Origin of the sequence: Arthrobacter sp. StoSoilB5, from assembly GCF_019977235.1 — a bacterium.
Lineage (GTDB): Bacteria > Actinomycetota > Actinomycetes > Actinomycetales > Micrococcaceae > Arthrobacter.
The window spans coordinates 2,287,046-2,309,711 of record NZ_AP024646.1 but is presented as its reverse complement, the minus strand read 5'-3'; the positions used below and the strand labels follow the sequence as shown (position 1 = coordinate 2,309,711).

The following is a 22,666-nucleotide window of genomic DNA, read 5'->3' as shown; positions in this document are numbered from 1 at the left end:
ACCAAGCACCACCCTAGGAAAGGCAAAAATGTCCCAGCGTCAAAACATCTCCTCCGGGTCCTCCCGCGAACCCGTTCTCGGCTACTCCCGCGCCGTGCGCATCGGCAACCAGGTCGTCGTCGCCGGTACCACCTCCGGCGGGGTCGGAGAGGACGCAGCGGCTCAGACGCGTGAGATCTTCGCCCGCATTGAAAAAGCCCTGACAGAAGCAGGCGCCGGTTTCCCCGACGTCATCCGCACCCGCATCTACCTCACCAACATCGCCGACTTCGACGCGGTCGGTGCCGTCCACGGCGAAATCTTCGGTGACATCCGTCCGGTCACCGCAGTGGTCGAGGTCGGCGCGCTGGCCGCCGAGGACCTCCTCGTCGAGATCGAAGCCGACGCTTACCTGCAGTGACACCAGTTGAGGGATCCCAGTCCCTCTTTGACCTCGACGGCGTGCTGATCAGAACGGACACCATGGCCGCGCTGATCAGCCGCCGTCTGGCCGCCCGCCCGTGGCGCTTGGTGGCAGCATTTCCTGTGTTCCTGATTGCGGTGCTTTCTCCATCCGAAAGCACCCGCCGGCCCCGCATGAATCGGCTGCTGGTCTCAATCGCCTTGCGTGGGATGAACCGGGCCAGCTATGACCGTTTTGCGGTTGAGGTCGCAAGGGACCTGGCGTCTGGAACCGCCGTCGTCCATGAGGCCGTTGAGGCCTGCCGTGCGGCCTCGGCCAATGGACCAACGGCCGTGGTAACGGCCTCGGAGGAAACCCTTGCCAGGGCCTACATGAACTTCGTTGGTCTGGCACATGTGGCTCTCCTGGCTTCACGGCTCGATTTCCCAGAGCATCCCCGCCTTTCACACCACAACGTCGCTCATGCCAAAGTAGCTGCCGTCAAGGAGGCAGGATTCACTCTGAGGTGTGCAACCCTCTATACCGATTCAGCCAGCGACCTTCCCCTGGCCCGTGAAGTAGAAAACACCGTCATCGTCAACGCCAACGCTCGCTCCACCGCACTTTTGCAAAGCGCTTCACGCTCCCATAGATCGGTGAACTGGCGCTAACACACCAAAGGAGCCCCGATGTCCCTCAACGAGCCTGAAGAGTACGCCACTCCGTTACTGCGCCCCTGGGCCGTCCGCCCGGGGGATGCCGTCGAGTTGCGGCGCTGCGGCGCCAGTATCAGGCAGGGAACAGTCGAAACAATCATGCCTGACGGAAGTGGATTCTGGATCGGCGCCCATGGACCTGATCAACGTCTCTTTGTTGACGTTCACGACGACGAGCTGGCCGTCTGGTCCCACCAGTGACAGTCCGTTTACCCAAAACTGCATTAATGAAGGGCGGGTCCTGGTCCGGAAGCTTTCCTTCCGGACCAGGACCCGCCCTTCGCCGTCGGTCCGCCCCACGCGAGAGGGACGAACCTATGATCGGTTACCGGGCGGCTGTTCCCTCGGTGTAGTCGTCATCGCCCTGCACCCAGGAGAAGAGGCGGCGCAGTTCGCGGCCGGTGGCTTCAATCGGGTGCGCCTCAGCCTTCTTCCGCAGGGCGGCGAACTCGGGGCCTCCGGCATTCTGATCGTCGATGAAGCGCTTGGCGAAGGTGCCGTCCTGAATGTCGGACAGGACCGCCTTCATGTTCTCCTTCACGTTCGGCGTGATGACCCGCGGCCCGGAGAGGTAGTCTCCGTACTCTGCCGTGTCGGAGACACTCCAGCGCTGCTTGGCGATGCCGCCCTCGACCATGAGGTCAACGATCAACTTGAGCTCGTGCAGGACTTCGAAGTAGGCGATTTCCGGCTTGTACCCGGCCTCGGTCAGAGTCTCGAAGCCGTACTGGACCAACTGTGCGGTGCCACCGCACAGCACCACCTGTTCACCGAAAAGGTCAGTCTCCGTTTCCTCAGTGAACGTGGTCTCAATGACCCCGGCCCTGGTTCCCCCGATGGCCTTGGCATACGAGAGCGCAAGCTCCCGTGCACCACCGGAGGCGTCCTGTTCCACGGCGATCAGGGCCGGCACTCCCCGTCCTGCTTCGAACTCCCGGCGGACAATGTGCCCCGGTCCCTTGGGTGCGACCAAGGCGACGTCAACGTCCACCGGAGGTTGGATATAGTCATAGCGGATGTTGAAGCCATGCGCGAAGAAGAGCGCATCACCTGCCTGCAGGTTTGGAGCGATCTCCTCGGCGTAAAGCGCCGGCTGGGTCTGGTCCGGTGCCAGGATCATGATGACGTTCGCCTCGGCCACGGCCTCGGGAACAGTGAGGACCCGCAGTCCGTCTTCCTCCGCTTTGTACCGGGACTTGGATCCTTCCTTGAGGGCGACGGTCACATCGACCCCGGAATCCCGCAGGCTCAGCGCGTGCGCGTGGCCCTGCGAGCCGTAGCCTATGACGGCAACCTTGCGGCCCTGAATGATGGCCAGATCGGCGTCGTCGTTGTAGAACAGTGTGGTCATGCTCGATTTCCTGTCAGGCTTGGTGCCGGGATGCATCCGGCGGGTTGGCTGAGACTTTCAGGGGTGGTCCCATCGGCGGTTCGGGTGTTGCGTTCGTATTCCCGTACATAGTCGATGCAGAATCCGATGACGCGTTCTACCCAGATCTTTCCCATGTCTTTTGAGGACTCGCTGAAGTCTCCGGTGACGCCGGAGGGGCAAATCTCGGAGAAGTCCCAAAAAATCTCACCGGGAAGGTCGTGCGGAGGGACCAGCGCCTGGGTATAGCTTGAGGGCCGCCATCCTTGGAACGGCCTGAGTTCCGGTTCCGGCAGCTGGTCGAGGCGGACTTCGCCCGGAAAGATTTCCATCATGGCCGACATCTCGGGCTCAGCCCCATGCCCGTAGACCTTGTCCGGATCCTTATAAGCGTCCCTCATCAAGCTATAGCCAAGACCCCATGGGTACAGCCGGCCCACAAGAATACCGAATCTGTCCCGCAGGATGTAGGCAGCCTCAGCAGTTGCCCCCAGGTTGCCCCCGTTGCCATCGACCAGGACGATCCGTTTGAACCCGTGACGAGCCAGTTCTGACCCGATGGATACAACGACGTCGGTCAGCACCCTTTGAGGAAGGCTGATCGTGCCAGTGTACCCACGAAGGTTATGGGAGTGCCCATAGGGCAACGTCGGTGCCACCACCGCTCCCGTGGCTGAGGATATTTCCCGGGCCACGTGATCGGCGATCAATGCATCTTCATCCAGAGGAAGATGGGGACCGTGCTGTTCGATAGCGCCAATGGGCAGCAGGACAACTGGATTCTCTTTGGCGACCTCGGCTGCCTCCGTCCAGCTCATGGAACCGAGCAGACGCGGGCCGCCAGGCTCCGGCCGGGCGCCCACCAGGCGTGACGCGGCAGTGTTAGGTTCAGTCATGTGCGTTGACTTTCTGGAGATAGAAACGGCGATGCTCAAGGACGGGAACTGAGGCACGGACCTCTGCCAATCGTTCGGACGATAACTCATGGCTGACCAGCCCAGGCCGCGGACCGGCTTCGGCCTTGATGACACCTGAGGGGTCGACGATGACGGACCGACCAATGCAAATCGGCCCGGTTTGTCCAGCGGCGGCGACGTAAACGGTATTCTCGATGGCCCTGGCGCGGATGAGGGTACTCCAGTGTTCTTCCTTCAGGGGACCAGCCACCCAGGCCGCCGGGATGAGAATGACTTCAGCCCCGGCGTCGACAAGGCGACGTGCAGATTCCGGGAAGCGGAGGTCATAACAGGTCAGCAGCCCGAATGTGGTTCCGTCAACGGTGAACGTCGTCGGGTCATCAAGTTCACCGGCCTGAACGGCATCCGATTCGCGGTAACCGAAGGCATCGTAGAGATGGATCTTCCGGTATGCGCCCTGCAGCTCACCCGCTGGGTCCACCACGATGACGGTGTTGTGGACTTTTTCGGTGCTGTGGACGCTTTCCGTCATGCCCGCGACGATCCAGATGCTGTGTTCCCGGGCCAGCTGTTGCAGGAACTGGACGAAATTTCCGTCCAGGTCTTCGGAGACCGGATATAGGGCGCTGGTGGAGTCGGGCGGGCTGTACATGGCGTTTTCGGGAAGGACGACCAAGTCGGATCCATCTGCGGCCGCTTGGGTTACCAGCGCAGCGATGTTCTCCCGGTTCTCGGCTTTGTTGGTGCCGGCGCTGAATTGGGCGACTGCTATTTTCGGTGACATGGTGCTTCTTTCACTAAGGGGCCCGCTAGCGCAGGACCTTGCGGAGCCCGACCAGACGTTCCACGACGATCACAATGACAATGCTTAGGACGATCAACATCGTGGATACGGCGGCCAGGAGTGGATCGGTGCGGGTCTGCACGTAGTCGAACATGGCTATGGGCAGTGTCCTGACCCTGCTTGAGACGAGGAACAGGCTGACCACGGCTTCATCGAACGTGAGCAGGAACGCCAGGATGAAACCTGACAGGACGCCGGGGAAGATCAACGGCAGGGTAACCGTCCGAAAAACCGTCGCCGGTGAGGCACCAAGCGTTTGGGCCGCCTCTTCGCACCGTGCGTCCATGGTCGTCAGGCTCAACAGCGTTGTCCGGATGACATAGGGAATGACCAGGCCTGCATTGGCCAGAATGAGCCCTTGATAGGTGCCCTTCAAGCCGAGCGGGCTGAAGACCAGCAACAGGCCAAGGCCGACGACGATAGCAGGAACCAGCAAGGGCGCCAGGAAGATGCTTTCAATTGCGCTACGGCCACGGAACTTACCACGGGCCAGTGCGACAGCCGCCGGTATGGAAACGGCGGCCGACAATACCGAGGATCCCGCCGCGACGAACAGGCTCACCTGCAAGGCATTGGCGAACCCACCGCCATTGGCAAATAGCGCCTGGTACCACTTCAAGCTCCACCCGCTGGGAGGGAACTGGAGGATGTCATCGGCCGAGAAGGAGATGATCACGGTGATAATGATTGGAGCCAGCAGGAAGAGGTAAAGCGCCGTGACACCGATGCGAACGGGCCAACGACCCAGGATGTTGGTTCTCATGAGGAACGGCTCCAATCCAAGCGGTTCATGATGCGCTGGTAGCCGACCAGGACGCCGGCGAAGAGTGTCATCAGGATGAATGAGATCGCCGCCGCCAACGGCCAGTTCAGGGAGTTCACGGCTTGGTCGAAGATTTCTGTGGCCATAGTGAATACCCGCCCGCCACCGACGAGTGCCGGGGTGACGAAAGAGCTGATGGTCAGGACAAAGACCAAGAGGCAGCCGGTAACGATCCCGGGCATGGTCAATGGAAGGACCACCCTGAAGAACGTCCTGATCGGACCTCCTCCCAATGTGGCGGAAGCTTCCAACGTGGTGTCGTTCAAGCGTGAGGAGCCGGTGACGACACTCAGGATCATGTAGGGCATGAGGATTTCGACGAGGGCGATGATGACGCCCAGTTCATTGTTGGCCAGTTTGATGGGTTGGGAGATGAGGCCGATTGCTTTGAGCGTTTCGTTGACGATTCCTTCGTCACCTAAGATTGCCATCCAGCCAAAGGTGCGGACCACGGCGCTGGTCAGAAGCGGAGCCAGCGCAAGGACGAGAAGCGCGCTCTTCCAGCGGGAGTTTGTACGGAGCAGGAACAATGCCAGCGGAAAGCCTAAAAGGAACGCACCGGCAGTCACCACCACGCCTAGGTAGAGGGTGCGTCCGATGATACCCAGGTTGAATGTGCTGCTGAAAAACTCGATGTAGGAGTCGGCGGTGAAGGCCTCGTGGATCAATCCGCCCGCTTCAAACCCATTGAAGGACATCCGCAAGAGCCATGCCAACGGCACACCGAACACAACGCCAATCAACAGCAAGCCCGGAGCAAGTTTCATGGTGGACAACAAGAACGGCGGCAGCTTCTTTGCCGTTGGTTCCGCGGCAGTCGCCGCCGGTCTGTGAAGTTCTTTAGTGGACATGGTCGGCTGCCGGTTTGAGATGCTGGGCCAATACGCGGTTGGCGATGGTGACATCCGGGAGGGGTGTTCCATTGTCGAGCTTGCTGATCAGGACGTGTTCATTGGCGTCCGAATCGAGGGCTTGATCAATGAGCGACTCGGCGTCCTCCGGGGCCAGAGCGAGCACGCCGTTGTCATCGGCGAGGATGATGTCCCCCGCACATACGGCAACCCCGCCGATGCTGACCGGAACGTTGACGCCTCCTTGATTTACGCCGAGGAGTTTCGTCGTCAGGACACTGCTGCCTCGGGCGAAGACCGGCAGGCCGATCCGTGCCACCTCGTTGACATCGGTCATGACGCCGTCGATCACGATGGCCGAGCCACCGGCGACCTTGACGGCATGGGCGACAACCTCGCCGACGGGCGCATGACGGCGGTCCCCTCCCGTTGCGACCACCAGTACGTCGCCTGGTTCCATCAGGGCCACTGCCCGGTGCATCAGGGACGAATCCAGGCCCGGGATGTGGACGGTGACAGCACGCCCGAGGATTTTGCTGCCGGGAAGGTGGGACTTTATCCCGGACTCGACGAAGCCGCGTTCGTGAAAGTGGCCGATAGTCGGGTAACTGACGCGCTTGAGCTTGGCGTGCAGTTCAGGATTGATGGGTGCGCCGTTGGGGCGCTCTGTGATAGCCATGGGAAATTCCTAGCGTTGTGGTCAGGGTCCGGGGTCAGGCGGCGATGAAATGAATGGTGTCCGTGGCGGCCGTAATGGCCGCTTCCGAGCCAACTGCCAGCGTGGGGGAACCATCGGCCCTCATCTGGACCCTAAGGAGGTTCTGCCCAGCCTGGATTTCGTACTGGATGGTGTCACCGAAGTACGTTGCCGAGCGCACGTCGCCGCGGATGCCGTTGCTGGAGCTCGAGAAGCTGTGGGCCTTGAGCTGGTGAGGGCGTACCATGGCGGTTGACTTACCGGAGTAGGTTCCTGAGATGCGCGGGACACTGAGGTGCCCCGCCCCTGGAACGTCCAGAACATGATTGCCGGCGCTGCCCGACACTTTAATGTCGTCCAGCAGGTTGGCCTGGCCGACGAACTCCGCTACAAAGCGGGTCGCTGGGCGTTCAAATATGTCACTCGGCGTGCCGAATTGTTCCAGCACGCCCTCGGACATGACGGCGATCTTGTCGGCCATCGTGAGGGCTTCGTCCTGGTCATGGGTGACGAAAACGGAAGTAATACCCATCTTCCGCTGGATGCTTCGGATCTCCGTACGCATGGCATCACGTAGTTTGGCATCCAGGTTCGACAGAGGTTCGTCCATCAGGAACAGTTGTGGGTTGACGACAATGGCCCGGGCGAGGGCGACACGTTGCTGCTGGCCGCCAGAGAGAGCTGTCACCCTCCGGTCCGCGAGATGGCCCAGACGAACCAGATCGAGGGCATTTTGGACCTGGACGGCAATTTCGGCTTTGGGAACTCTGCGCATCTTTAGTCCGTAGGCCACGTTCGACTTGACGTCCAGGTGCGGGAAGAGTGCGTAGTTCTGGAAAACCATTCCGATTGAACGCTTGTGGACCGGAGATTTTGTGATGTCTTTACCTTGGACGGACACCGAACCGGATGAAGGTTCAATGAGCCCTGCGATCATCCGAAGGGTAGTGGTCTTGCCGCAACCCGATGGACCAAGCAAGGCCAGGAAGTCGCCTTCGTCGACATTCAGTGAGACACGGTCAACCGCTGGAATGGACGTGTTCTTGTACTGCTTCGTAAGGGCGCTGATGCTGAGGTATCCGGCGCGCGGCGTCGAGTCAGCCGAAGGCATTACTTGGCCCCCACAACTTCAGTCTTAAGGCGGGTGGCCCAGCTATCACGCTGCTTGACAACGACATCCCAGTCCAGCGGGATGACACGGTCGGACTTGGCAGGATCTGCGACCGGGATCTTTTCCAGGGTCTCGGCCGAAAGTTGGACCTTGGTGTTAGTCGGCGCGTAGGCCATCAGCTTGGCAAAGCTGCCCTGGGCTTCGGAGCTCAGTGCGTAATTAATGAACGCGGAGGCAGCCTTCGGGTTCGGGGAGTTCTTGACCTGATTCAGGGTGTTAACCTGCAGCACCGTGCCTTCCTTGGGAAGGATGGCCTTCATGGACCCCTTGGCCTGGTCTGCGAAGAGCTGGGAACGAGCGTTCCAGCCAACGCCGTAGGATGCGCTGCCGTTCTGGACCATCGTGTACGGGTCGGGCTGCGGGTTCCAGGTTTCGACTCGCGGCGATAGCTTGGCCAACTTCGCGATGCCCTGATCGACCGACTTGGTGTAGTCGCCGCCTTCCATCTGGGTGGTGATAACCGTGAGTCCGACTGTGCTGGTCAGGTCGGGCGGGCCGATAATTGCGGTTTTGCCGTCTGCAGCGGGATCGTCCCAGAGGGCCTTCCAAGAATCGGGCGTTGTCTTGACTGCATTGGTGTTGTACATCAGGGCAACGCTGTCGAATGTCACACCGGCACCCATGTCGCCAGCGATCCGGGCTTTGGGGTCGAGGTCTTTGAGGTTGGGTACTGCCGCTGGGTCCAGAGCCTGGAAGATGCCTTCGGCATTGGCAGTTCGTGCTACCGCCAAGTCGAGCAGCGATACATCCACGCTGGGGCTATTCTTCTCGGCGCGCAGAGCCGCGAGCGACTCTGCGCTCGTTCGTGCCTGAACGAACGAGATGTTTAGGTCCGGATGGAGTTTCTTGAACGGTTCCACGACCGCCTTGACGTAGTTGTCCTGAAAAACACCCGGGTAGATGCTGAAGACCAGTTCGCCAGAGATGTCGTCGTTGCCGGCGGACGGAGTGGAGGGAGAACCACCGCATGCGGTGAGGGCAAGGGCGGGTAGTGCGAGTAGCGCAGCTCCTTGGAATAGGCGCCAGGTACGTGTTGCCAAAGTGTGCTCCTGAATAGTGGTCGGTGAATGCGATGTGGAGACGAATGCCCGAAAGTGAGGACTTTTGTGGAACTCATTCTGAATCTGTGGACTACTGTGTGTCAAGAGTTACATCATTCTGTGACGGCAGGCACTTGGAAATCTCACACGCTCACCACGCTTGCGGCGGGCAGAACCTCTGGAACTAGCGCATTCTGGGACCGCCCTGAACGCCTACGTCCACAGTGATAACAGCGTGGTGGCTGTTCGTTTCGGTGGATCAACTCGCCCCTTCTGGCATCCAATCGGTCAAATTCGGGCAGAGAGTACGATCTCAGCCTTGATTAGAACGACCACTAGCGGTGATACTGAGTGGCATGAACCCACGAAAAGCCTCAGAATCGGTCAAAGATGCTCGTTGCTGAAAGACATAGGCAGATTGTGTTCCGACTACATGGAACTGGAGTCGTAAGTACAGAAGACCTCGCGCAGTCTCTTTCCGTATCCAACGAAACGATTCGCAGGGACCTGGCCTTACTGGAGAAGCGAGGACTGCTATCCCGTGTCCACGGCGGCGCGACAGCTCCACTTCCCCTGCCACCAGGAGAAGAGCCTCCGTTTGCTGAACGCGCAAACGTTGCCGGAGAAGCCAAGGACCGCATCGGGAAAGCAGCGGCCACTCTCCTGAAGCCAGGACAATTCATCGTCCTTGACGTCGGCACGACAGCCCTGAGTGTTGCCCGGTCCATCCCCACTGATTTCCGCGGTACGGTCGCCACGAGCTCCTTGCTCGTCGCCATCGAGCTGTCGAACCATCCCAACCTAGTGGTTCACGTCGCGGGCGGGAGGCTCCGCGGCGGGGACATGGCGCTCTCCAACTCCAACGCGCAAAACTTCTTCCGAGACCTTCACCCGGACATTGCCTTCCTGGGATCAGGCGGTGTTGATGCCAAAGCCGGTCTCACCGACTACTACCTTGAAGAAGCGGCCGCGAGGAAGGTCATCGTTCAGAACTCCGCTGTTTCATACATTCTGGCGGACTCCTCGAAATTCGGGCGGGTAGCCCGACATCGCGTATCAGGACTGAACGAACTGGCTGGGCTGATCACCGAATCTGAACCACCGGCTGAGATTCGAGAGGAATTAGAGAAACACAACGGGGTAATCCTCATCGCTTAAACGCCATCGGGCCCGGCTGAGGCGTTTTCCTCCGGGGCGATGCCGGCGTAGGAGCCCAGGTGCCCTGCGCTGGCGAAGTGTTTGCCGATCACTTCAGTGAGGATGCGTACGCAGGTCATGACGCCTATGCCGGGCATCGAGGTCAGGACCTTGTGAAGAGGGTGGGTCTCCACGACGGCCTCGACCTGGGCGGCAATACCATCACAATGATGGCGCAGGGAGAGGAGTTGCTCTGCGAATTTCGGCAGAAGGACGCCCGCGGCGTTGCATCTACGACCACAACGGTCTGTTCCCCGAGGGCTGCGGAGACCGCGTCGGTGAGGCGTTCAGCGGCCCGAGGGGGCATGTTTCGTCAGCCGTGCCCTGACATGTCCGCGATGGGGCATGGTGCGGGCTGTCTCAGCGATAATCGCCGCTTCCCTGGCCGGTCCCATTCATTCGGAATCAACGACCGTGAAGCGCCGAGCACGTCATTCTATTTACCGAGGGCATATTGCCATTCTGCCCGACGTAGTCGCTGCCGGAATGACCTCGTCCCACAACAACACGTCTCGCTGCCTGTTAAGACACGGGGAGCCCATGGCGGCCACGAAAGTGCCCGGCGACAAAATGTCGCACTTTTCGACTGTCGATAGCGGCAATGCTGACAATCAAGCGTTGTCGTGGTCACACGATCCAGTGGGCAGGAAATGCCGTTTGGAATTTCTTGACGGGCCGTCGCACGCCCAGTCCCGCCTGCTTCATGCCCAACGTTTACGGTCCACGGCTCGCACTCAGACAGCGACTTCGACAGTTCATTCATGCCGTTCACGCTTTGCCGATTGACTTTACTGGATCGGTTGTGCTGGCTCGGAGCATCACTTCCCCTTTCAGGACACAGTCAACGTCGTCCCCGAGCGACATCTCGGCTGCTCGGGCGCCGATTTTTTGGAGCGGGAGTCTCACGGTCGACAGGCGTGGCCAAAAGTCTTTGACTTGAGGAATGTCATCAAAGCCCCCGATGGCGTAGTCGCGGGGGCTTTCGTAGCCGGCAGCGCTGAGGGTTGAAATGAACCCCATTGCAACCCTGTCATTGACGGAAAGGACGCCGTGCCTCATCCCGTACTGCTGGTCCCGGATGTTGCGAAGGACTTCCTCTCCGGCCTTGAGGCCGCCCGAACGGTTCATCTCGCCGCGGATCACGTTGGCCGTCGGAGCACCCGACTCTCTCAGCCCACGGATGAACCCGCTAACCCGACGATCGGATTGGCGCACGAGCTCAGGGCCCGCGACAATCGTGAAACTGCTGCAGCCCCGAACTGCCAAAGCGGAGGCCAGTTCAGCGGCGCGTTCCTCCTCCTGGATGCGGAGGACAATTTCAGCGCCGGAGGTGTTGTCGAGGATTCCTTCCCCTACGGTCACCACGCGCCCCCCGGAACGTGTGTATGTTTCTGCTGCCGCCGCCAGGAGCAAGGTCTCTTCCCGGAAACCGGGACCATCGCACCTGCTGCCTGCGAGAATGATCCCCTCCACACGCTGGGAAACGAGTGCCTTAAACGCACGCAGTTCGCCACCAGTGCTTCCGTCGATGCAGGACAACAGCAACAACGTCCCGTTCCGCGCACTTGCTTCCTGGGCTCCTTTGGCGATTGCGGAAAAGTAGGGGTCGCCGACGTCAGGGACGACGAGCCCTAGGAGTCTGGATGTTGCCCGGATCACGGCCTGTGCTGTTGCGTTGGGCCGGTAGTCGAGCGTCTGGGCAGCAGATCGGACGCGTTCAACAATATCCGCTTTCGACCGTCTATTCCCCGACCCGTTGAGGACACGTGATGCCGTGGCAACAGATACGCCGGCCCACCGGGCCACGTCAATGAGTGTCGCTGCCACTGCGGTTATCCCCGTCGCCCTCCGCTCGCAGAACGCATCTGGCCAAGCCCCTACTTAATCGGGTAGCTGCCCGCAAGCGCGTGCAAAAACGATCATCTGTTCGCGCGACGCAACACCGGCCTGCAGTACTCATCCAGGAGAACAGTGGGGAACGCAGGACACTCACGGCCGCTCCCCCAACTGCTCACCCGCTTCGCTGGTATCGATCCGTCTCACACGGTATTCCTGGAACTCGACGATGCGCCGCTCACCGTGGTGGTCGGTTGCCCAGAACAGGTCGAACTGAGGCATCAGCTCCGTGACACGCCCTGAGAAGTGGACCGTGCCGGCTCTACAGGCCTCGATTCTGTCGCCAGGCTCTAACCCCTCACAAGACTCGATGGCCGGGTGTGAGTCGGTGGCTGTCGCGTCGGCCAGTTCGATGGCGCCGGACCCGGTTGGGATCATGGACGTCATGGCAGGTCATACCTCCAGTGCAAGGGCTGAGGTCTTGGACTTCCACGGCAGGCGCCGTTCATGGGCGCCTGCGGCGAGGACCTCCTCCGCCGCGCCGGGGATACGCAGGAGAGCCTCGGTGCCTGCGGGGATCACGAGAACGAGGTGCAACTCATCCTCACAGGTGAGCTCCCACCGGACACACACGAGTCCGTGCGGAGACTCGAGAGTGGTCTTGGCCCAGGTGAGCCCGCCGCCTGGCTGGGGGGCGACCAGAATGCGTCCGTAGCCAGGCTCCAGCGGCGCAAGACCACCAACGCAGCGATGGAGCCAGTCGACCACCGCCCCGAGGGCGTAATGGTTGAAGCTCGTCATGCCGCCGGGATTGATGGTCCCGTCCGGGAGCATGGAGTCCCAGCGCTCCCAAATGGTCGTCGCGCCCTTCGTTACCGGGTACAACCAAGACGGGCATTCTGTCTGCAGCAGCAACCCGTACGCCGTGTCCAGATGACCGGTTGCGGTGAGGGCATCGGTGACAAACGGGGTGCCCGCGAACCCAGTCGAGATCCGGTGTCCGGCGGCCTCGACGAGTCCGGCCAGCCGGTCGCCGGCAAACTCGACGTCGGCCTCGCCCAGGATTCCGAAAACGATCGCGAGGGCGTACACCGTGGTGCAGTCGCTCGTAATCACCCCGCCCTGGACATAGTGCTGGTTGAATGCGGTGCGCAATCCGTCGGCCATGCCGCGGAATTCCGCGGCGGCTGCGGCGTCGCCCAGGATCTCGGCGGTGCGCGCGAGAAGGTCCGCGGTGCGGTACGCGCAGAGCGTGGCAACAACATGCCGGTCGGCTTTGGCCTCCGCGGGCTGCTCAGGTGCGGCGTCCGGATCCAGCCAGTCGCCGAATTGGAACCCAGTGTCCCAGAGCCCGTTCGCCGAGAGCAACTGCCGTAAACGCCGGGCATGGGCGAGCATCGACGGGAACGCCTCTTCAAGTACCCTCCGGTCTCCGTAGGCCTGCCAGAGCGCCCATGGCACCCACACGGCCGCGTCGCTCCACAACGCCGTGGTGTCCAGATCGGGCAGCTCCGCCGAGTGCTCGACGTACTTGAGCACATCCGGGACCACATAGGGCACGATGCCGTCCTGATGCTGCTGCTCAAGCGCCAGATCACGCAACCAGTCACGCAGGAAGTCCCGGGAGTCGAAGAGGAAACATGCGCTGGGGGCGAATGCCGCGATGTCCCCGGTCCACCCGAGCCGCTCGTCGCGCTGCGGGCAATCCGTGGGCACATCAACGAAGTTCCCACGCATACCCCACACTGTATTCTCGTGCAGCTTGTTCAGGAGCGGGTTCGACGTTTCAAACGTCCCCGTCCGCTTCAGATCCGACGAGATCACGACGGCGGTAAGCCCGCCCAAGTCCCGCAGGGCCCCGGCGCCGCCGGGCCAACCCGCCACCTCGACATATTGGAAGCCGTGGAACGTGAACGTCGGCTCGAATACGTCCGCCCCGCCCGAGAGCGTGAACCGGTCCGTCGCCTCCGCCGTGCGCAACGGCCGCGTGCCCAGTTCCCCATGCTCAAGGACCTCAGCGTGCCGCAACGTCACCACAGTGCCTTCCGGCCCGACCACTTCGGTCCGCACCCACCCGACCAGATTCTGACCAAAGTCCACAAGCACCTTCCCCGACGGCGACTCCCAGACTTTGACAGGCTCCAGCTCCATCTGCTTCCGCACCGGCGGAGCGACATACGGCTCAAGGCGGGACAGGCCGTCGTCGAGCACATGCACGCCCACCCACTCAGGTGAGGTGAACCCAGGAGCCAGCCACCCGTCGTCGTACTTCCGGGCATCAATATCCTGCCCGTCATAAAGGTCATTCGAAGTCGTAGCCGACGCCCCCGCGCTCCAGGAGGAATCCGTCCCGAACACCTGCACATGCCCATCCGCGAACCGCACCCGCAACTCCGCGAACCCGGCCAACTCATCCCCGTACAACGCCGACGCGCCAGTCCACGTCAACCTCCCCCGGTACCAGCCATTACCCAGCGCAAGGCCCAGCACCGTCGTCGGCCCCACCAACGCGGTCACATCCAGCTCCGCATACCGGACCCGCCACTCATAAGCCGACCACCCCGGCGTCAGCAAATCCTCCGAAGCCCGGCTCCCGTTCACCCACGCCTCAACCACACCAAGCGCGGACACGAACAGGGTCGCCGAGAGAACCTCCCCATGTCCCTCCTCAAGGAGGAACTCCCCGCGCAACAGCGGGGCACCACCAAAATCAACATCAGAAGAAACCAGTCGGGCATGCCAGGAAGTCATCTTCGTACTCCATTACGTTTGAAGGATCGTTTGAATATGTTGACTGCCGTCTAAGGGCAGCGCTGTCAAATGGTCGGGAAATCCGAGGGGCCCTCAGGCTTGGAGGGCCAGTGTTTCCCGGGTGATCGGGCTGAGTGGGGGCAGGCCAGTGGCGTACCGTTCAAGTTCGGTGAGTACTGCCGCTGTCATCCTCCGAGTCTCCGAGCCCATCGAGCCCGCCACATGCGGGGTCAGGACGACGTTCGGAAGGTCATAGAACGGCGATTCCGCAGGCAGGGGTTCGGGGTCGGTAACGTCAAGAATGGCGTCCAGCCGGCCCGTGGCACACGCCCGTTCCAGAGCCGCGGTGTCCACCAGCGACCCGCGGGCAGTGTTGATCAGCGTCGCTCCCGGCCGAAGCAGCGCAAGCTCCGCCGACCCGATCATGTGCCGCGTCTCCGGCAGGGCCGGCGCATGCAACGACAGGACATCCGCACGCGAGAGGGCATCGGCCAGAACTGCCGGTTCGGCGCCCGCCGCCATGACTTCGGCAGGGTCCGCGTACGGGTCCACCACCAAAATCGTGTTACCGGTCTCCAGCCTGCCCAGCAGATCAACAACCCGCCGGCCAATCCGGGAGAAGCCCACTACTACCACCGTGCGTCCGTAGCCGCTCAGCTCGCCGTGCCGGTCACGATACGACACGTCCTGGCGGAACCGGCGGGCGTCCTGCGCGAGGAACGGGACCTTCTTCAACGCCCACAGCACAGCTGCCACCGTGTACTGCGCTACCGGCTCGGCGTTGACACCCGCGGCGGACGTGACCAGAAGACCACGCTCAAACACCGCCTCACCCACATGCCCCCGCACGCTTCCGGCCGCATGCAGGACCGCCCGAAGACGCGGGGCAGCATCCAGAACCGCTTTATCAAGCGGCGGGCATCCCCAGGACGTAATCAGCACCTCAACCTCGGCAAGACGCGCACGGACACCAGCCGACCCCAGCTCATCGGTCACCACAGGCGTCCCAACACTGGCAGTTTTATGAAGCCGAGCCAGCTCCGCCGCACCAAACTGCCACCCCACCACATCGTTGCCCATAACCAGCAAGGTCTCAGGCCTATGCTGTCGGGTGCTCAGGTCGCGTTCGTGTAATTCAGGAAAATTCATATGTACCTCCAGTGAAAGCGTGGCCGCGGGTCCAAGCCTCCGGCATTAATCAAGATTGGGGTCGCACGAAAGTGAGAGCCACCGCCCCGGGCTCGCCGGAATGCCCAGGACGCTCACTCCAGATGGGAAGGAAATTGTGCCGAAGCGGTATTCAACGCTGAGCCAAGCGCGTTCCCGAAGACGCTTCGGATCTGCTCCAGATACCCGGTGCCGTGAAGCGTATCCGGTTCAAGGTAGCTACCCTCGGTCCATTCGTTCCACGCGTTGATGGTCACTAATGGAACCTTGTTGTTCTCCACGAAGTGGCGGACCTTCTCAAGCGCGCGTCGGAATTGCTCCGGATTGGCATCCGAGAGGATATTGGTGTGCGGGTAGCCCAGGCTCGGGTCATATACGTCGGACTGGACAGTTCGAGGCGACGGGTCCCAGCCAACTGTGACATTGGGGAAGTACGGTACGTCGTACCGTGCTGAGTTCGTCTCCCAGCCCTTCTCAGCTTGTTCGAGCATCTCAATGTAGGGGGTTTGCAGCTTTTGCATAGGGTAGTGGTGCACCCAGACATAGGACGTCACGCTATCGAAACCAAGGCCGTTGATCAGCCGCGCCTCACTCCAAGCGGCCAAGTCCTGCCCGAAAGTGGAGCCTTCCCCTGCAATCGCGTTGAGATGGATCTCAGGATGTCCGGCCCTGGCTGCCCGGTGTCGAAGACCCTGCAGCGCGTCCTTCGTGGGACCAACACCGCCGAGACCTTCCAGAAGTGTGGTCAACGAGTAGATCGAAAGGTACGGCCGGCCATCGAGCCGCAAATATGCTGGATGGCTCAAGTACCGCTCCAAGAGATAGTCTGTCGAAGCTTCGAACTGATCCGCGTCGACACGGCCTGACTCCAGTCTGGTGGCCGGTGTAGCCGTCTTCCACGGATGAATGTTAACCAAGTCGTGATTCGCCCACATGATCGCAAACTTCATATCGTGGGCGCCGGCATTTGGCATGAACGCTTCCTCCAGTGGGCGTTCGAGGAACGGACGATCGGCATACCAATACCAGTCGAAAATGAATGCATCCACGCCGTGCGCCGTTGCCAGGGCGATCTTGCCCTCCATTACTGCGGGATCAGCCTCATCCTCATAGCCGTGGAGGGGAACGCGAGGCTGCTGGTGTCCAGCGAAGCGTGGAGTCGCCCGTTTCAGCAACTCCCACTCCGTCCAACCTCTGCCATGCCACTTCTCATTTCGCGGGTCGATGTGGTAGTTGGGAAAGTAATATGCGGCAATAGTCGCATCATTCCCGTTCATGAATGGCCTCCATTGCCGCGTTGATGATGGACGGACAAACCCTCGTCTTTAGGTCAGTATTGTGATGCTATTGAATTTAAATCCAGTCCGCACGGGTGCGGGTTGAGGGAAAGTAGGACAAAATTGACATCCATTCGACGAAAGCCGCGTTATGAGGCGGCGCTCGTGTTCAATCCGGATGGTCTGCCCGTCTGGGCGGACCGCCACAGACTCGACGGCGGCGTTGCTGCGCACGATCACGACTTTTTCGAGATAGCACTGGTCACCCAAGGCAGTGGCCTTCACATTGCAGCGGACGGTGACTATCCGATTCAGCCAGGGAGCGCTGTGATCGTGCCGCCCAACCAGTGGCATGCCTACGGCGAATGCGAGGACCTGGTGGTCTTCGACTGTTTTGTCGCACCGGACCTTATCGACAGCACCTTGTCGTTCCTCGACGCCGAGTTGCCGCTGATGCACTCGATCAGCACATCGAGCCTGACACTGCCGCAACGCATCCAGTTGGATCCCCACGACCTCAGCCTGGTAATTGCTCAGTTGTACAGCATGAGCGATGTCAGTTCCGGACGGCGCTCACGTATTCAGGTTATTGGGCACCTTTTGATTTACCTGGATATCCTCAACCGTGCCTGGTCTGCAGACCGCGGGACAGGCCGTCGTATCCCCCTCCATCCTGCCGTCTCTGGAGCTGTAAAGATGATGGAGGACGAACCTGGTCACAGCTGGACGCTGGCGGAATTGGCCAACGCGAGTTGCACGGAACGCACGCATCTCGTGCGATTGTTCCAACGCGACCTCGGGGTACCGCCAATCGCGTACTTGAACCGGTTGCGGGCGCAGGCTGCAGCGCGGCTGCTAGTTCAAACCGACGAGCCGATCGCACAGTTGGGGGCACGGCTTGGATGGGATGATGCCAGCTACTTCGCTCAGCGATTCAAGAGTGCGTATGGTCTTAGCCCTTCTGCGTACAGGAAGCGCGCAGTCACAGGTGAAAACCGCTATCACTCCCCCGAGCCCAACCTGCCCACGAGCGGTGCACGTTTTGATTTGCCTTCTGAGGACTGAAGCGACGAAGCCTGCGCTCCTGATATCAGGAACTGGACCCAGAAAGATCCGTCCCATTCAAAGAAGGCTTGGCCCGACCGAGCTGAGTTCGGACACCGACGAAGACTCACGGGTCACGGTCAGACCGCCGGAGATGATTCGAGCTCTCCGTCCCTGTGCAGGCTCTCGGCCAATCCAGTGATCGGGCCTGGCACCAATATTCGTCACGCTGGACGGGAAGCCGGCGCTGGCGACGATTCTCGGCCCTGGACAAAGTGCTGGTCCGCCTATGTACCCGTCGTCATGGAAGCCATCGGTGCGCCCGACCGTCCTAATTCCTTCACCCTCTTCCGCTCGCAAGTTTGCCTTCGTGTAAGCGTGTAAGCGTGTAAACGTGTAAACGTGTAAACACGATGTTGCCATGCCTAAGCCAGCGTCAATTCTCTCCTAGTTCTCGTCAACCTCGCCCGTGTTCGTGTCACCCATCTGCAACTAGGCTCCTATTCAGGAACAAATACCAAGCCAACCGGGCGATAACCCCGGAGGGGGTCGCAGTAGGCCCCCACGCTGAACTCGACGTCAGGACATTCCTGCCGCGGGGTATCAAGCCCCAAAATTGAGGGGACCAAAAGTGACTGGCATGGACCAATCGTGAGCTCAGGGCGGCTCCGCACGCGTTCAGAGGCCAGATACGGCGAGGGATATTGATGGCTGTTTGCCGGCAGGCTCGCCGAGCCGGCCAACGACCAGCATCAGGTTAGTTAGTTACAGCCCGGCACAGTCTGGGTTATAGAGGCAAGGAGGCCTATAGATGGCCATTGATGTCGAAGTCACGCCGGCCGTTGCCGGCCACACCACGGCACGGAGGAAGCGACGGATTGGGCAGCGTTTCAGTCGAGACAAGTTGCTTGTCGTTTTGGGACTACCGGGGGCTGCAGCGCTGATCCTGTTCCAATATGTACCGCTGCTCGGCAACATCATCGCATTTCAGGACTTCCAGCCTTACACGGGAATCGCGGAGTCTCCGTTCGTCGGATTGGATAACTTCAGTTTCCTGTGGGACGGCAACGCTTCATTCATGAGTGCCTTGACGAACACACTTATTCTGACAGTAGTCCAAACAGTTTTTGTGTTCCCGGTTCCGCTGGCGCTCGCTTTACTGCTCAGCAGTTTGGCCGGCGAGCGTCTGAAAGGCCTGCTGCAGTCGATCCTATACTTGCCGCATTTTCTTTCTTGGGTGATCGTAGTCGCTATCTTCCAGCAAATGCTGGGTAATGCGGGCATGCTGAACACCTTCCTGGTGCAAAACAATCTGCCCAACTTGCACATCATCGGCGTGCCCGAGTTGTTCATGTCGCTTCTCACCTCACAAGCGATCTGGAAAGACGCTGGCTGGGGAACGATCATCTTCCTAGCCGCGATCTCCCAGATTGACCAGGAGCAGTATGAGGCCTCGGCAGTGGACGGCGCTAACGCATGGCAGCGGTTATGGCACATCACTTTGCCTTCATTGAAGGGGATTTTTATCCTGCTGCTGATCCTGCGTTTGGGGACCAGTCTGTCGGTTGGGTTTGAGCAGATCATTCTGCAGCAAGGGCTAGTCGGACTGGAGGCCAGTGAGGTATTGGACACCTGGGTCTACAACAACGGAATCATCGGAGGGGACTGGGGCATGTCAACCGCCGTCGGTCTGGTCAAGAGCATTATCGGAATCCTGATGGTGGTGGGCGCCAATAAACTTGCCCACATGTTCGGCGAGCAGGGAGTTTACCAGAAATGACCACAATCAGAGAGATCTCTGCCCGAGCGTCGAAGGCGTTCAGGACCTCAACAAATGAGAGGAAGAGGCCGGTATGGATGGAGAAGCCGAACCCCCTGGTTCAATTTCTGAAGTCCATCGCTCTCGGCGTTTCGGTACTCCTCGTCATCATCCCATTCTGGTCGATCATTGCGACATCACTCGCCGACCGGCAGACGCTTGATCGGTCCGCAGGTGGCATGGTGCTCTGGCCTGGACACGCAACGTTCTCCGCTTACGAGTCCATCCTGTCCGGCGGCGTCGTCACCCAGGCAGTCATTATCTCAGTCGGAGTCACCGTCATTGGGACAGCACTTTCTCTGGCCGCGACCGCCGGGCTCGGGTACTGGCTCTCCCGGCGGGGCGCTTTCGGTGCCCGGCCTATGCTCTTGCTAGTCCTTGGAGCCCTACTCTTCAGTCCGGGGCTGATTCCCAGCTACCTCCTGGTGAAGGACCTGAACCTACTGGACTCGTGGTGGTCGTTGATCCTGCCGGTGCTGGTCAACGCCTTTAATGTGATCGTAATGCGGGCGTTTTTCCAGGAGCTACCCCAAGAGCTGTTTGATTCGGCCTACATCGACGGCGCATCCAGCCTCACGATCTTGACCAAAATCGTGCTGCCGCTGTCCAAAGCCGTCTTTGCAGTAATGGGATTGTTCTACGCGGTCGCCTACTGGAACGCGTTCTTCAACGCACTGCTCTACATCCAGAGCACGGACAAGTGGCCGATGGCCCTCGTCCTGCGAACTTTCGTTGTGAATCAGACCACAATCGCCGGTGACCAAGTCGGGGCTTCCGCCGAAGCACTGCCACCCCAACTTCAGCTGCAGATGGCCATCCTGGTCGTGTCGCTGATTCCAATTTTGGTTGTGTACCCGTTCCTGCAACGACACTTCGCAAAGGGCGTCATGATCGGCGCTGTCAAAGGGTAATTCTCGAAATTATGGAAAGAGGCTGAATATGTCAGAAATAGCATTCAACCGGAGGACGCTCCTTCGGGGTGCGGGTGGAGCAGCATTTCTGCTTGGCAGTGGTGCGCTGTCCGCGTGCGGGTCTGGGGGCGGAAACAATGTTAATTCGGTTCAAACGAATTCGAAGACCGTATTGCCAACCTACATTCCCTACACCGGGCTGACTCCGGATTTCCCGGCAACGGAGGCAGGAATCGATCCCGCCTTCCGGAACTATCCCAAGCAGCTTGCCCGCTCGGTCACGGAAATTCCGGCAAAAGGCGAGTCCTTGGTCGGGCTGTCCAACATCTACCTTCCAGCACCTCCAACGCCCGACGCCAACAGCTGGTGGGCAGGGCTGAACAAGCGCCTTGGCGCCGATTTCACTATTCAGATGGTTCCGGCCGCGGACTACTCGCAGAAGTTCGCAACTACGATCGCCGGCAACGACCTCCCCGACATGATTCAGATGCCTAGCGCGCCCAACATGCCCGATCTGCTGGCGAAACGATTCGCACGCTTGGATGATCATCTGTCCGGCGACGCGATTAAGGACTACCCAAACCTGGCCAATATCCAGTCTGCCCAGTGGAAGCAGACCGTTTTCAACGGCGGGATCTATGGAATTCCGATTCCGCGAAGTCGCGTTCTCTTTTACTCCTTCATCCGCCAGGATTTGTTCGAGAAGGCCGGCGTATCGCCCGAGCCCAAGGGCCGCGAAGAGCTACTCGAGACGGCGAAGGCACTGACAGATCCCAAGGAGCGGCGCTGGGCGTTCGGCAGCTGGGAACATCTCCGTCTCTATCTGCTGACCCAAAACGAGGCGCCGAACGGCTGGGACGAAGAGGGCGGCAAGCTTACGCACGTTTACGAAACCGAACAGTACAAGCAGACGATAAACGACATCGCTGAGTTCTGGAAGGCCGGTGTCATTCACCCCGATTCCTTCGCGGCCACACTTCAACCGAAGGCGCTGTTCAATGCAGGAACGATCGCCATCAACGCCGTCGACGGCATGACAGCATGGAGCCAATACATTACCGACAACTCGTCCAACCCGGACTTCAAACTCGGTGTTATGCCAATCTACACACGTGATGGCGGCTCGCTTGCGCCGTGGCAGCTCGGCACAGGCATGTATTCCTTCACCGGACTGAAAAAGCAGGACGACCCGAACAAAATCAAAACCATCCTACGGGTCCTCAACTGGCTCGCGGCCCCATTCGGCACCGAGGAGTACACCTACGCCAAATTCGGGCAGGAAGGCGTCGATCACACGATCAGCGCCAACGGCTCTCTGTCGCTGACCAAGCAGGGCCTCACCAACACAGCCCTTCCGATCCGCTATCTGGCAGACGCCCCGATCACCGTCTATCAGCCGGGACGACCCGACGACGCCGACATCCAGTACGCGTACCAGAAAAAGATCATGGCGAAAACCATCTCCAACCCCACAATAGGCCTCTACTCCAACACGGCCGCAACTAAGAACGCCGGGGCCGACAAGTCCATGGTCGACGGAGTCAAAGAAGTCATCCAGGGCCGCAAGCCAATGTCCTCCCTGGATGAACTCATCAAGAAATGGCGGACCGACGCCGGCGACGCCATGCGCGGCGAATACGAAGAGCAACTCCAAACCGCCGGGACAAAGTGATCTAAAGGAATCCAGTCAGGGTGAGAGAATGGCCCCAGGACTCCATCGTGCGACTCCCCTGATCCGATCCCGCCCTCGCCGCACCAAAATACTGCAGCGAGGGCGGGATCGGACTTTCGTAATCAGGCCGATTCGTCGTGCCTCATGGGACCAGATTCTTTCTCGTCGATTGCGGAAGAGCG

Annotated in this window: 22 protein-coding genes; 8 read left to right on the top strand and 14 right to left on the bottom strand. The window is 60.3% G+C overall.

The window, feature by feature from the left end; all coding sequences use genetic code 11:
• The first annotated feature begins 28 nt into the window (after nt 1–28).
• The 3 genes from LDN75_RS10475 to LDN75_RS10465 are packed head-to-tail and all read left to right on the top strand — an operon-like array spanning nt 29 to nt 1,299.
• A complete protein-coding gene (locus tag LDN75_RS10475) occupies nt 29–400 on the top strand; it encodes a RidA family protein (protein ID WP_223937213.1) in 372 nt (123 codons plus the stop codon).
• Nucleotides 397–1,053, top strand: a complete 657-nt coding sequence (locus LDN75_RS10470; RefSeq protein WP_223937212.1) for an HAD family hydrolase — start codon at nt 397–399, stop codon at nt 1,051–1,053. Before LDN75_RS10475 ends, LDN75_RS10470 begins: the two co-directional genes overlap by 4 nt.
• Before the next feature lie 18 nt (nt 1,054–1,071).
• Nucleotides 1,072–1,299, top strand: coding sequence for a hypothetical protein (locus tag LDN75_RS10465; protein ID WP_223937211.1), 228 nt, complete (start codon nt 1,072–1,074; stop codon nt 1,297–1,299).
• A 124-nt stretch (nt 1,300–1,423) separates the two neighbouring features.
• Here the strand turns inward: LDN75_RS10465 and ilvC are convergent, their stop codons facing one another.
• From ilvC to LDN75_RS10425, 8 genes are read right to left on the bottom strand one after another with little or no spacing between them, the layout of a single operon-like run.
• Nucleotides 1,424–2,449 (bottom strand): ketol-acid reductoisomerase, encoded by a 1,026-nt coding sequence (gene ilvC / locus LDN75_RS10460; protein ID WP_223937210.1) that lies wholly within the window; start codon nt 2,447–2,449, stop codon nt 1,424–1,426.
• Nucleotides 2,446–3,363: a creatininase family protein gene (locus tag LDN75_RS10455; protein WP_223937209.1), complete on the bottom strand. Its 918-nt coding sequence runs from the start codon at nt 3,361–3,363 to the stop codon at nt 2,446–2,448. The genes ilvC and LDN75_RS10455 overlap by 4 nt, the downstream gene beginning before the upstream one ends.
• Nucleotides 3,356–4,168 carry a carbon-nitrogen hydrolase family protein gene (locus tag LDN75_RS10450; RefSeq protein WP_223937208.1) on the bottom strand — a complete coding sequence of 271 codons (813 nt, stop codon included), beginning with the start codon at nt 4,166–4,168 and terminating at the stop codon, nt 3,356–3,358. The genes LDN75_RS10455 and LDN75_RS10450 overlap by 8 nt, the downstream gene beginning before the upstream one ends.
• A 25-nt stretch (nt 4,169–4,193) precedes the next feature.
• The gene (locus tag LDN75_RS10445) at nt 4,194–4,991 is read right to left on the bottom strand and encodes an ABC transporter permease (protein ID WP_223937207.1); all 798 of its coding nucleotides are present in this window, start codon (nt 4,989–4,991) and stop codon (nt 4,194–4,196) included.
• Nucleotides 4,988–5,902 (bottom strand): ABC transporter permease, encoded by a 915-nt coding sequence (locus tag LDN75_RS10440; RefSeq protein ID WP_223937206.1) that lies wholly within the window; start codon nt 5,900–5,902, stop codon nt 4,988–4,990. Before LDN75_RS10440 ends, LDN75_RS10445 begins: the two co-directional genes overlap by 4 nt.
• The gene (locus tag LDN75_RS10435) at nt 5,892–6,581 is read right to left on the bottom strand and encodes an RraA family protein (protein ID WP_223937205.1); all 690 of its coding nucleotides are present in this window, start codon (nt 6,579–6,581) and stop codon (nt 5,892–5,894) included. The genes LDN75_RS10440 and LDN75_RS10435 overlap by 11 nt, the downstream gene beginning before the upstream one ends.
• Before the next feature lie 34 nt (nt 6,582–6,615).
• Nucleotides 6,616–7,710: an ABC transporter ATP-binding protein gene (locus tag LDN75_RS10430; protein ID WP_223937204.1), complete on the bottom strand. Its 1,095-nt coding sequence runs from the start codon at nt 7,708–7,710 to the stop codon at nt 6,616–6,618.
• Nucleotides 7,710–8,810 carry an ABC transporter substrate-binding protein gene (locus LDN75_RS10425; RefSeq protein WP_223937203.1) on the bottom strand — a complete coding sequence of 367 codons (1,101 nt, stop codon included), beginning with the start codon at nt 8,808–8,810 and terminating at the stop codon, nt 7,710–7,712. Before LDN75_RS10425 ends, LDN75_RS10430 begins: the two co-directional genes overlap by 1 nt.
• 420 nt (nt 8,811–9,230) lie before the next feature.
• On the opposite strand from LDN75_RS10425, the gene LDN75_RS10420 reads away from it, so the two are divergent.
• Nucleotides 9,231–9,968: a DeoR/GlpR family DNA-binding transcription regulator gene (locus tag LDN75_RS10420; RefSeq protein WP_263422359.1), complete on the top strand. Its 738-nt coding sequence runs from the start codon at nt 9,231–9,233 to the stop codon at nt 9,966–9,968.
• On the opposite strand, the gene LDN75_RS10415 is transcribed toward LDN75_RS10420, so the two are convergent.
• From LDN75_RS10415 to LDN75_RS10390, 6 genes are all read right to left on the bottom strand, one after another.
• Entirely contained in the window at nt 9,965–10,141 is a 177-nt protein-coding gene (locus tag LDN75_RS10415; protein WP_223937201.1) for an IS110 family transposase, read from the bottom strand. The two genes, LDN75_RS10420 and LDN75_RS10415, sit on opposite strands and share 4 nt — an antisense overlap.
• Nucleotides 10,142–10,775: 634 nt before the next feature.
• On the bottom strand, nt 10,776–11,834 hold the full coding sequence (locus LDN75_RS10410) for a LacI family DNA-binding transcriptional regulator (protein ID WP_223937200.1): 1,059 nt from the start codon (nt 11,832–11,834) through the stop codon (nt 10,776–10,778).
• 162 nt (nt 11,835–11,996) lie between these two features.
• Nucleotides 11,997–12,290 carry a hypothetical protein gene (locus tag LDN75_RS10405; RefSeq protein WP_223937199.1) on the bottom strand — a complete coding sequence of 98 codons (294 nt, stop codon included), beginning with the start codon at nt 12,288–12,290 and terminating at the stop codon, nt 11,997–11,999.
• Nucleotides 12,291–12,296: 6 nt separating this feature from the next.
• Nucleotides 12,297–14,594, bottom strand: a complete 2,298-nt coding sequence (locus LDN75_RS10400; RefSeq protein WP_223937198.1) for an alpha-L-rhamnosidase — start codon at nt 14,592–14,594, stop codon at nt 12,297–12,299.
• Nucleotides 14,595–14,687: 93 nt separating this feature from the next.
• Nucleotides 14,688–15,743 (bottom strand): hydroxyacid dehydrogenase, encoded by a 1,056-nt coding sequence (locus LDN75_RS10395; RefSeq protein ID WP_223937197.1) that lies wholly within the window; start codon nt 15,741–15,743, stop codon nt 14,688–14,690.
• 113 nt (nt 15,744–15,856) lie between these two features.
• Complete coding sequence (locus LDN75_RS10390) at nt 15,857–17,038, bottom strand: glycoside hydrolase family 99-like domain-containing protein (RefSeq protein ID WP_223937196.1); 1,182 nt, start codon at nt 17,036–17,038, stop codon at nt 15,857–15,859.
• 165 nt (nt 17,039–17,203) lie between these two features.
• Here LDN75_RS10390 and LDN75_RS10385 point away from each other — a divergent pair, with 165 nt between their 5' ends.
• The 4 genes from LDN75_RS10385 to LDN75_RS10370 all read left to right on the top strand — a co-directional run bounded on the left by LDN75_RS10385 (nt 17,204) and on the right by LDN75_RS10370 (nt 22,484).
• On the top strand, nt 17,204–18,103 hold the full coding sequence (locus tag LDN75_RS10385; RefSeq protein WP_223937195.1) for an AraC family transcriptional regulator: 900 nt from the start codon (nt 17,204–17,206) through the stop codon (nt 18,101–18,103).
• A 790-nt stretch (nt 18,104–18,893) separates the two neighbouring features.
• Nucleotides 18,894–19,862 carry an ABC transporter permease subunit gene (locus LDN75_RS10380; protein ID WP_223937194.1) on the top strand — a complete coding sequence of 323 codons (969 nt, stop codon included), beginning with the start codon at nt 18,894–18,896 and terminating at the stop codon, nt 19,860–19,862.
• Nucleotides 19,863–19,939: 77 nt separating this feature from the next.
• Nucleotides 19,940–20,812 carry a carbohydrate ABC transporter permease gene (locus tag LDN75_RS10375; RefSeq protein ID WP_223937193.1) on the top strand — a complete coding sequence of 291 codons (873 nt, stop codon included), beginning with the start codon at nt 19,940–19,942 and terminating at the stop codon, nt 20,810–20,812.
• Between the two features lie 172 nt (nt 20,813–20,984).
• Complete coding sequence (locus LDN75_RS10370) at nt 20,985–22,484, top strand: extracellular solute-binding protein (protein WP_223937192.1); 1,500 nt, start codon at nt 20,985–20,987, stop codon at nt 22,482–22,484.
• Nucleotides 22,485–22,666: the final 182 nt, after the last annotated feature.

What these genes read in the sequence shown, in the direction of transcription:
- LDN75_RS10475 (WP_223937213.1), top strand. Translation starts at nt 29, where the DNA reads ATGTCCCAGCGTCAAAACATCTCCTCCGGGTCCTCCCGCGAACCCGTT.
- LDN75_RS10465 (WP_223937211.1), top strand. Translation starts at nt 1,072, where the DNA reads ATGTCCCTCAACGAGCCTGAAGAGTACGCCACTCCGTTACTGCGCCCC.
- ilvC (WP_223937210.1), bottom strand. Translation starts at nt 2,449, where the DNA reads ATGACCACACTGTTCTACAACGACGACGCCGATCTGGCCATCATTCAG.
- LDN75_RS10455 (WP_223937209.1), bottom strand. Translation starts at nt 3,363, where the DNA reads ATGACTGAACCTAACACTGCCGCGTCACGCCTGGTGGGCGCCCGGCCG.
- LDN75_RS10450 (WP_223937208.1), bottom strand. Translation starts at nt 4,168, where the DNA reads ATGTCACCGAAAATAGCAGTCGCCCAATTCAGCGCCGGCACCAACAAA.
- LDN75_RS10445 (WP_223937207.1), bottom strand. Translation starts at nt 4,991, where the DNA reads ATGAGAACCAACATCCTGGGTCGTTGGCCCGTTCGCATCGGTGTCACG.
- LDN75_RS10440 (WP_223937206.1), bottom strand. Translation starts at nt 5,902, where the DNA reads ATGTCCACTAAAGAACTTCACAGACCGGCGGCGACTGCCGCGGAACCA.
- LDN75_RS10435 (WP_223937205.1), bottom strand. Translation starts at nt 6,581, where the DNA reads ATGGCTATCACAGAGCGCCCCAACGGCGCACCCATCAATCCTGAACTG.
- LDN75_RS10430 (WP_223937204.1), bottom strand. Translation starts at nt 7,710, where the DNA reads ATGCCTTCGGCTGACTCGACGCCGCGCGCCGGATACCTCAGCATCAGC.
- LDN75_RS10405 (WP_223937199.1), bottom strand. Translation starts at nt 12,290, where the DNA reads ATGACGTCCATGATCCCAACCGGGTCCGGCGCCATCGAACTGGCCGAC.
- LDN75_RS10400 (WP_223937198.1), bottom strand. Translation starts at nt 14,594, where the DNA reads ATGACTTCCTGGCATGCCCGACTGGTTTCTTCTGATGTTGATTTTGGT.
- LDN75_RS10395 (WP_223937197.1), bottom strand. Translation starts at nt 15,743, where the DNA reads ATGAATTTTCCTGAATTACACGAACGCGACCTGAGCACCCGACAGCAT.
- LDN75_RS10390 (WP_223937196.1), bottom strand. Translation starts at nt 17,038, where the DNA reads ATGAACGGGAATGATGCGACTATTGCCGCATATTACTTTCCCAACTAC.
- LDN75_RS10380 (WP_223937194.1), top strand. Translation starts at nt 18,894, where the DNA reads ATGGCCATTGATGTCGAAGTCACGCCGGCCGTTGCCGGCCACACCACG.
- LDN75_RS10375 (WP_223937193.1), top strand. Translation starts at nt 19,940, where the DNA reads ATGGAGAAGCCGAACCCCCTGGTTCAATTTCTGAAGTCCATCGCTCTC.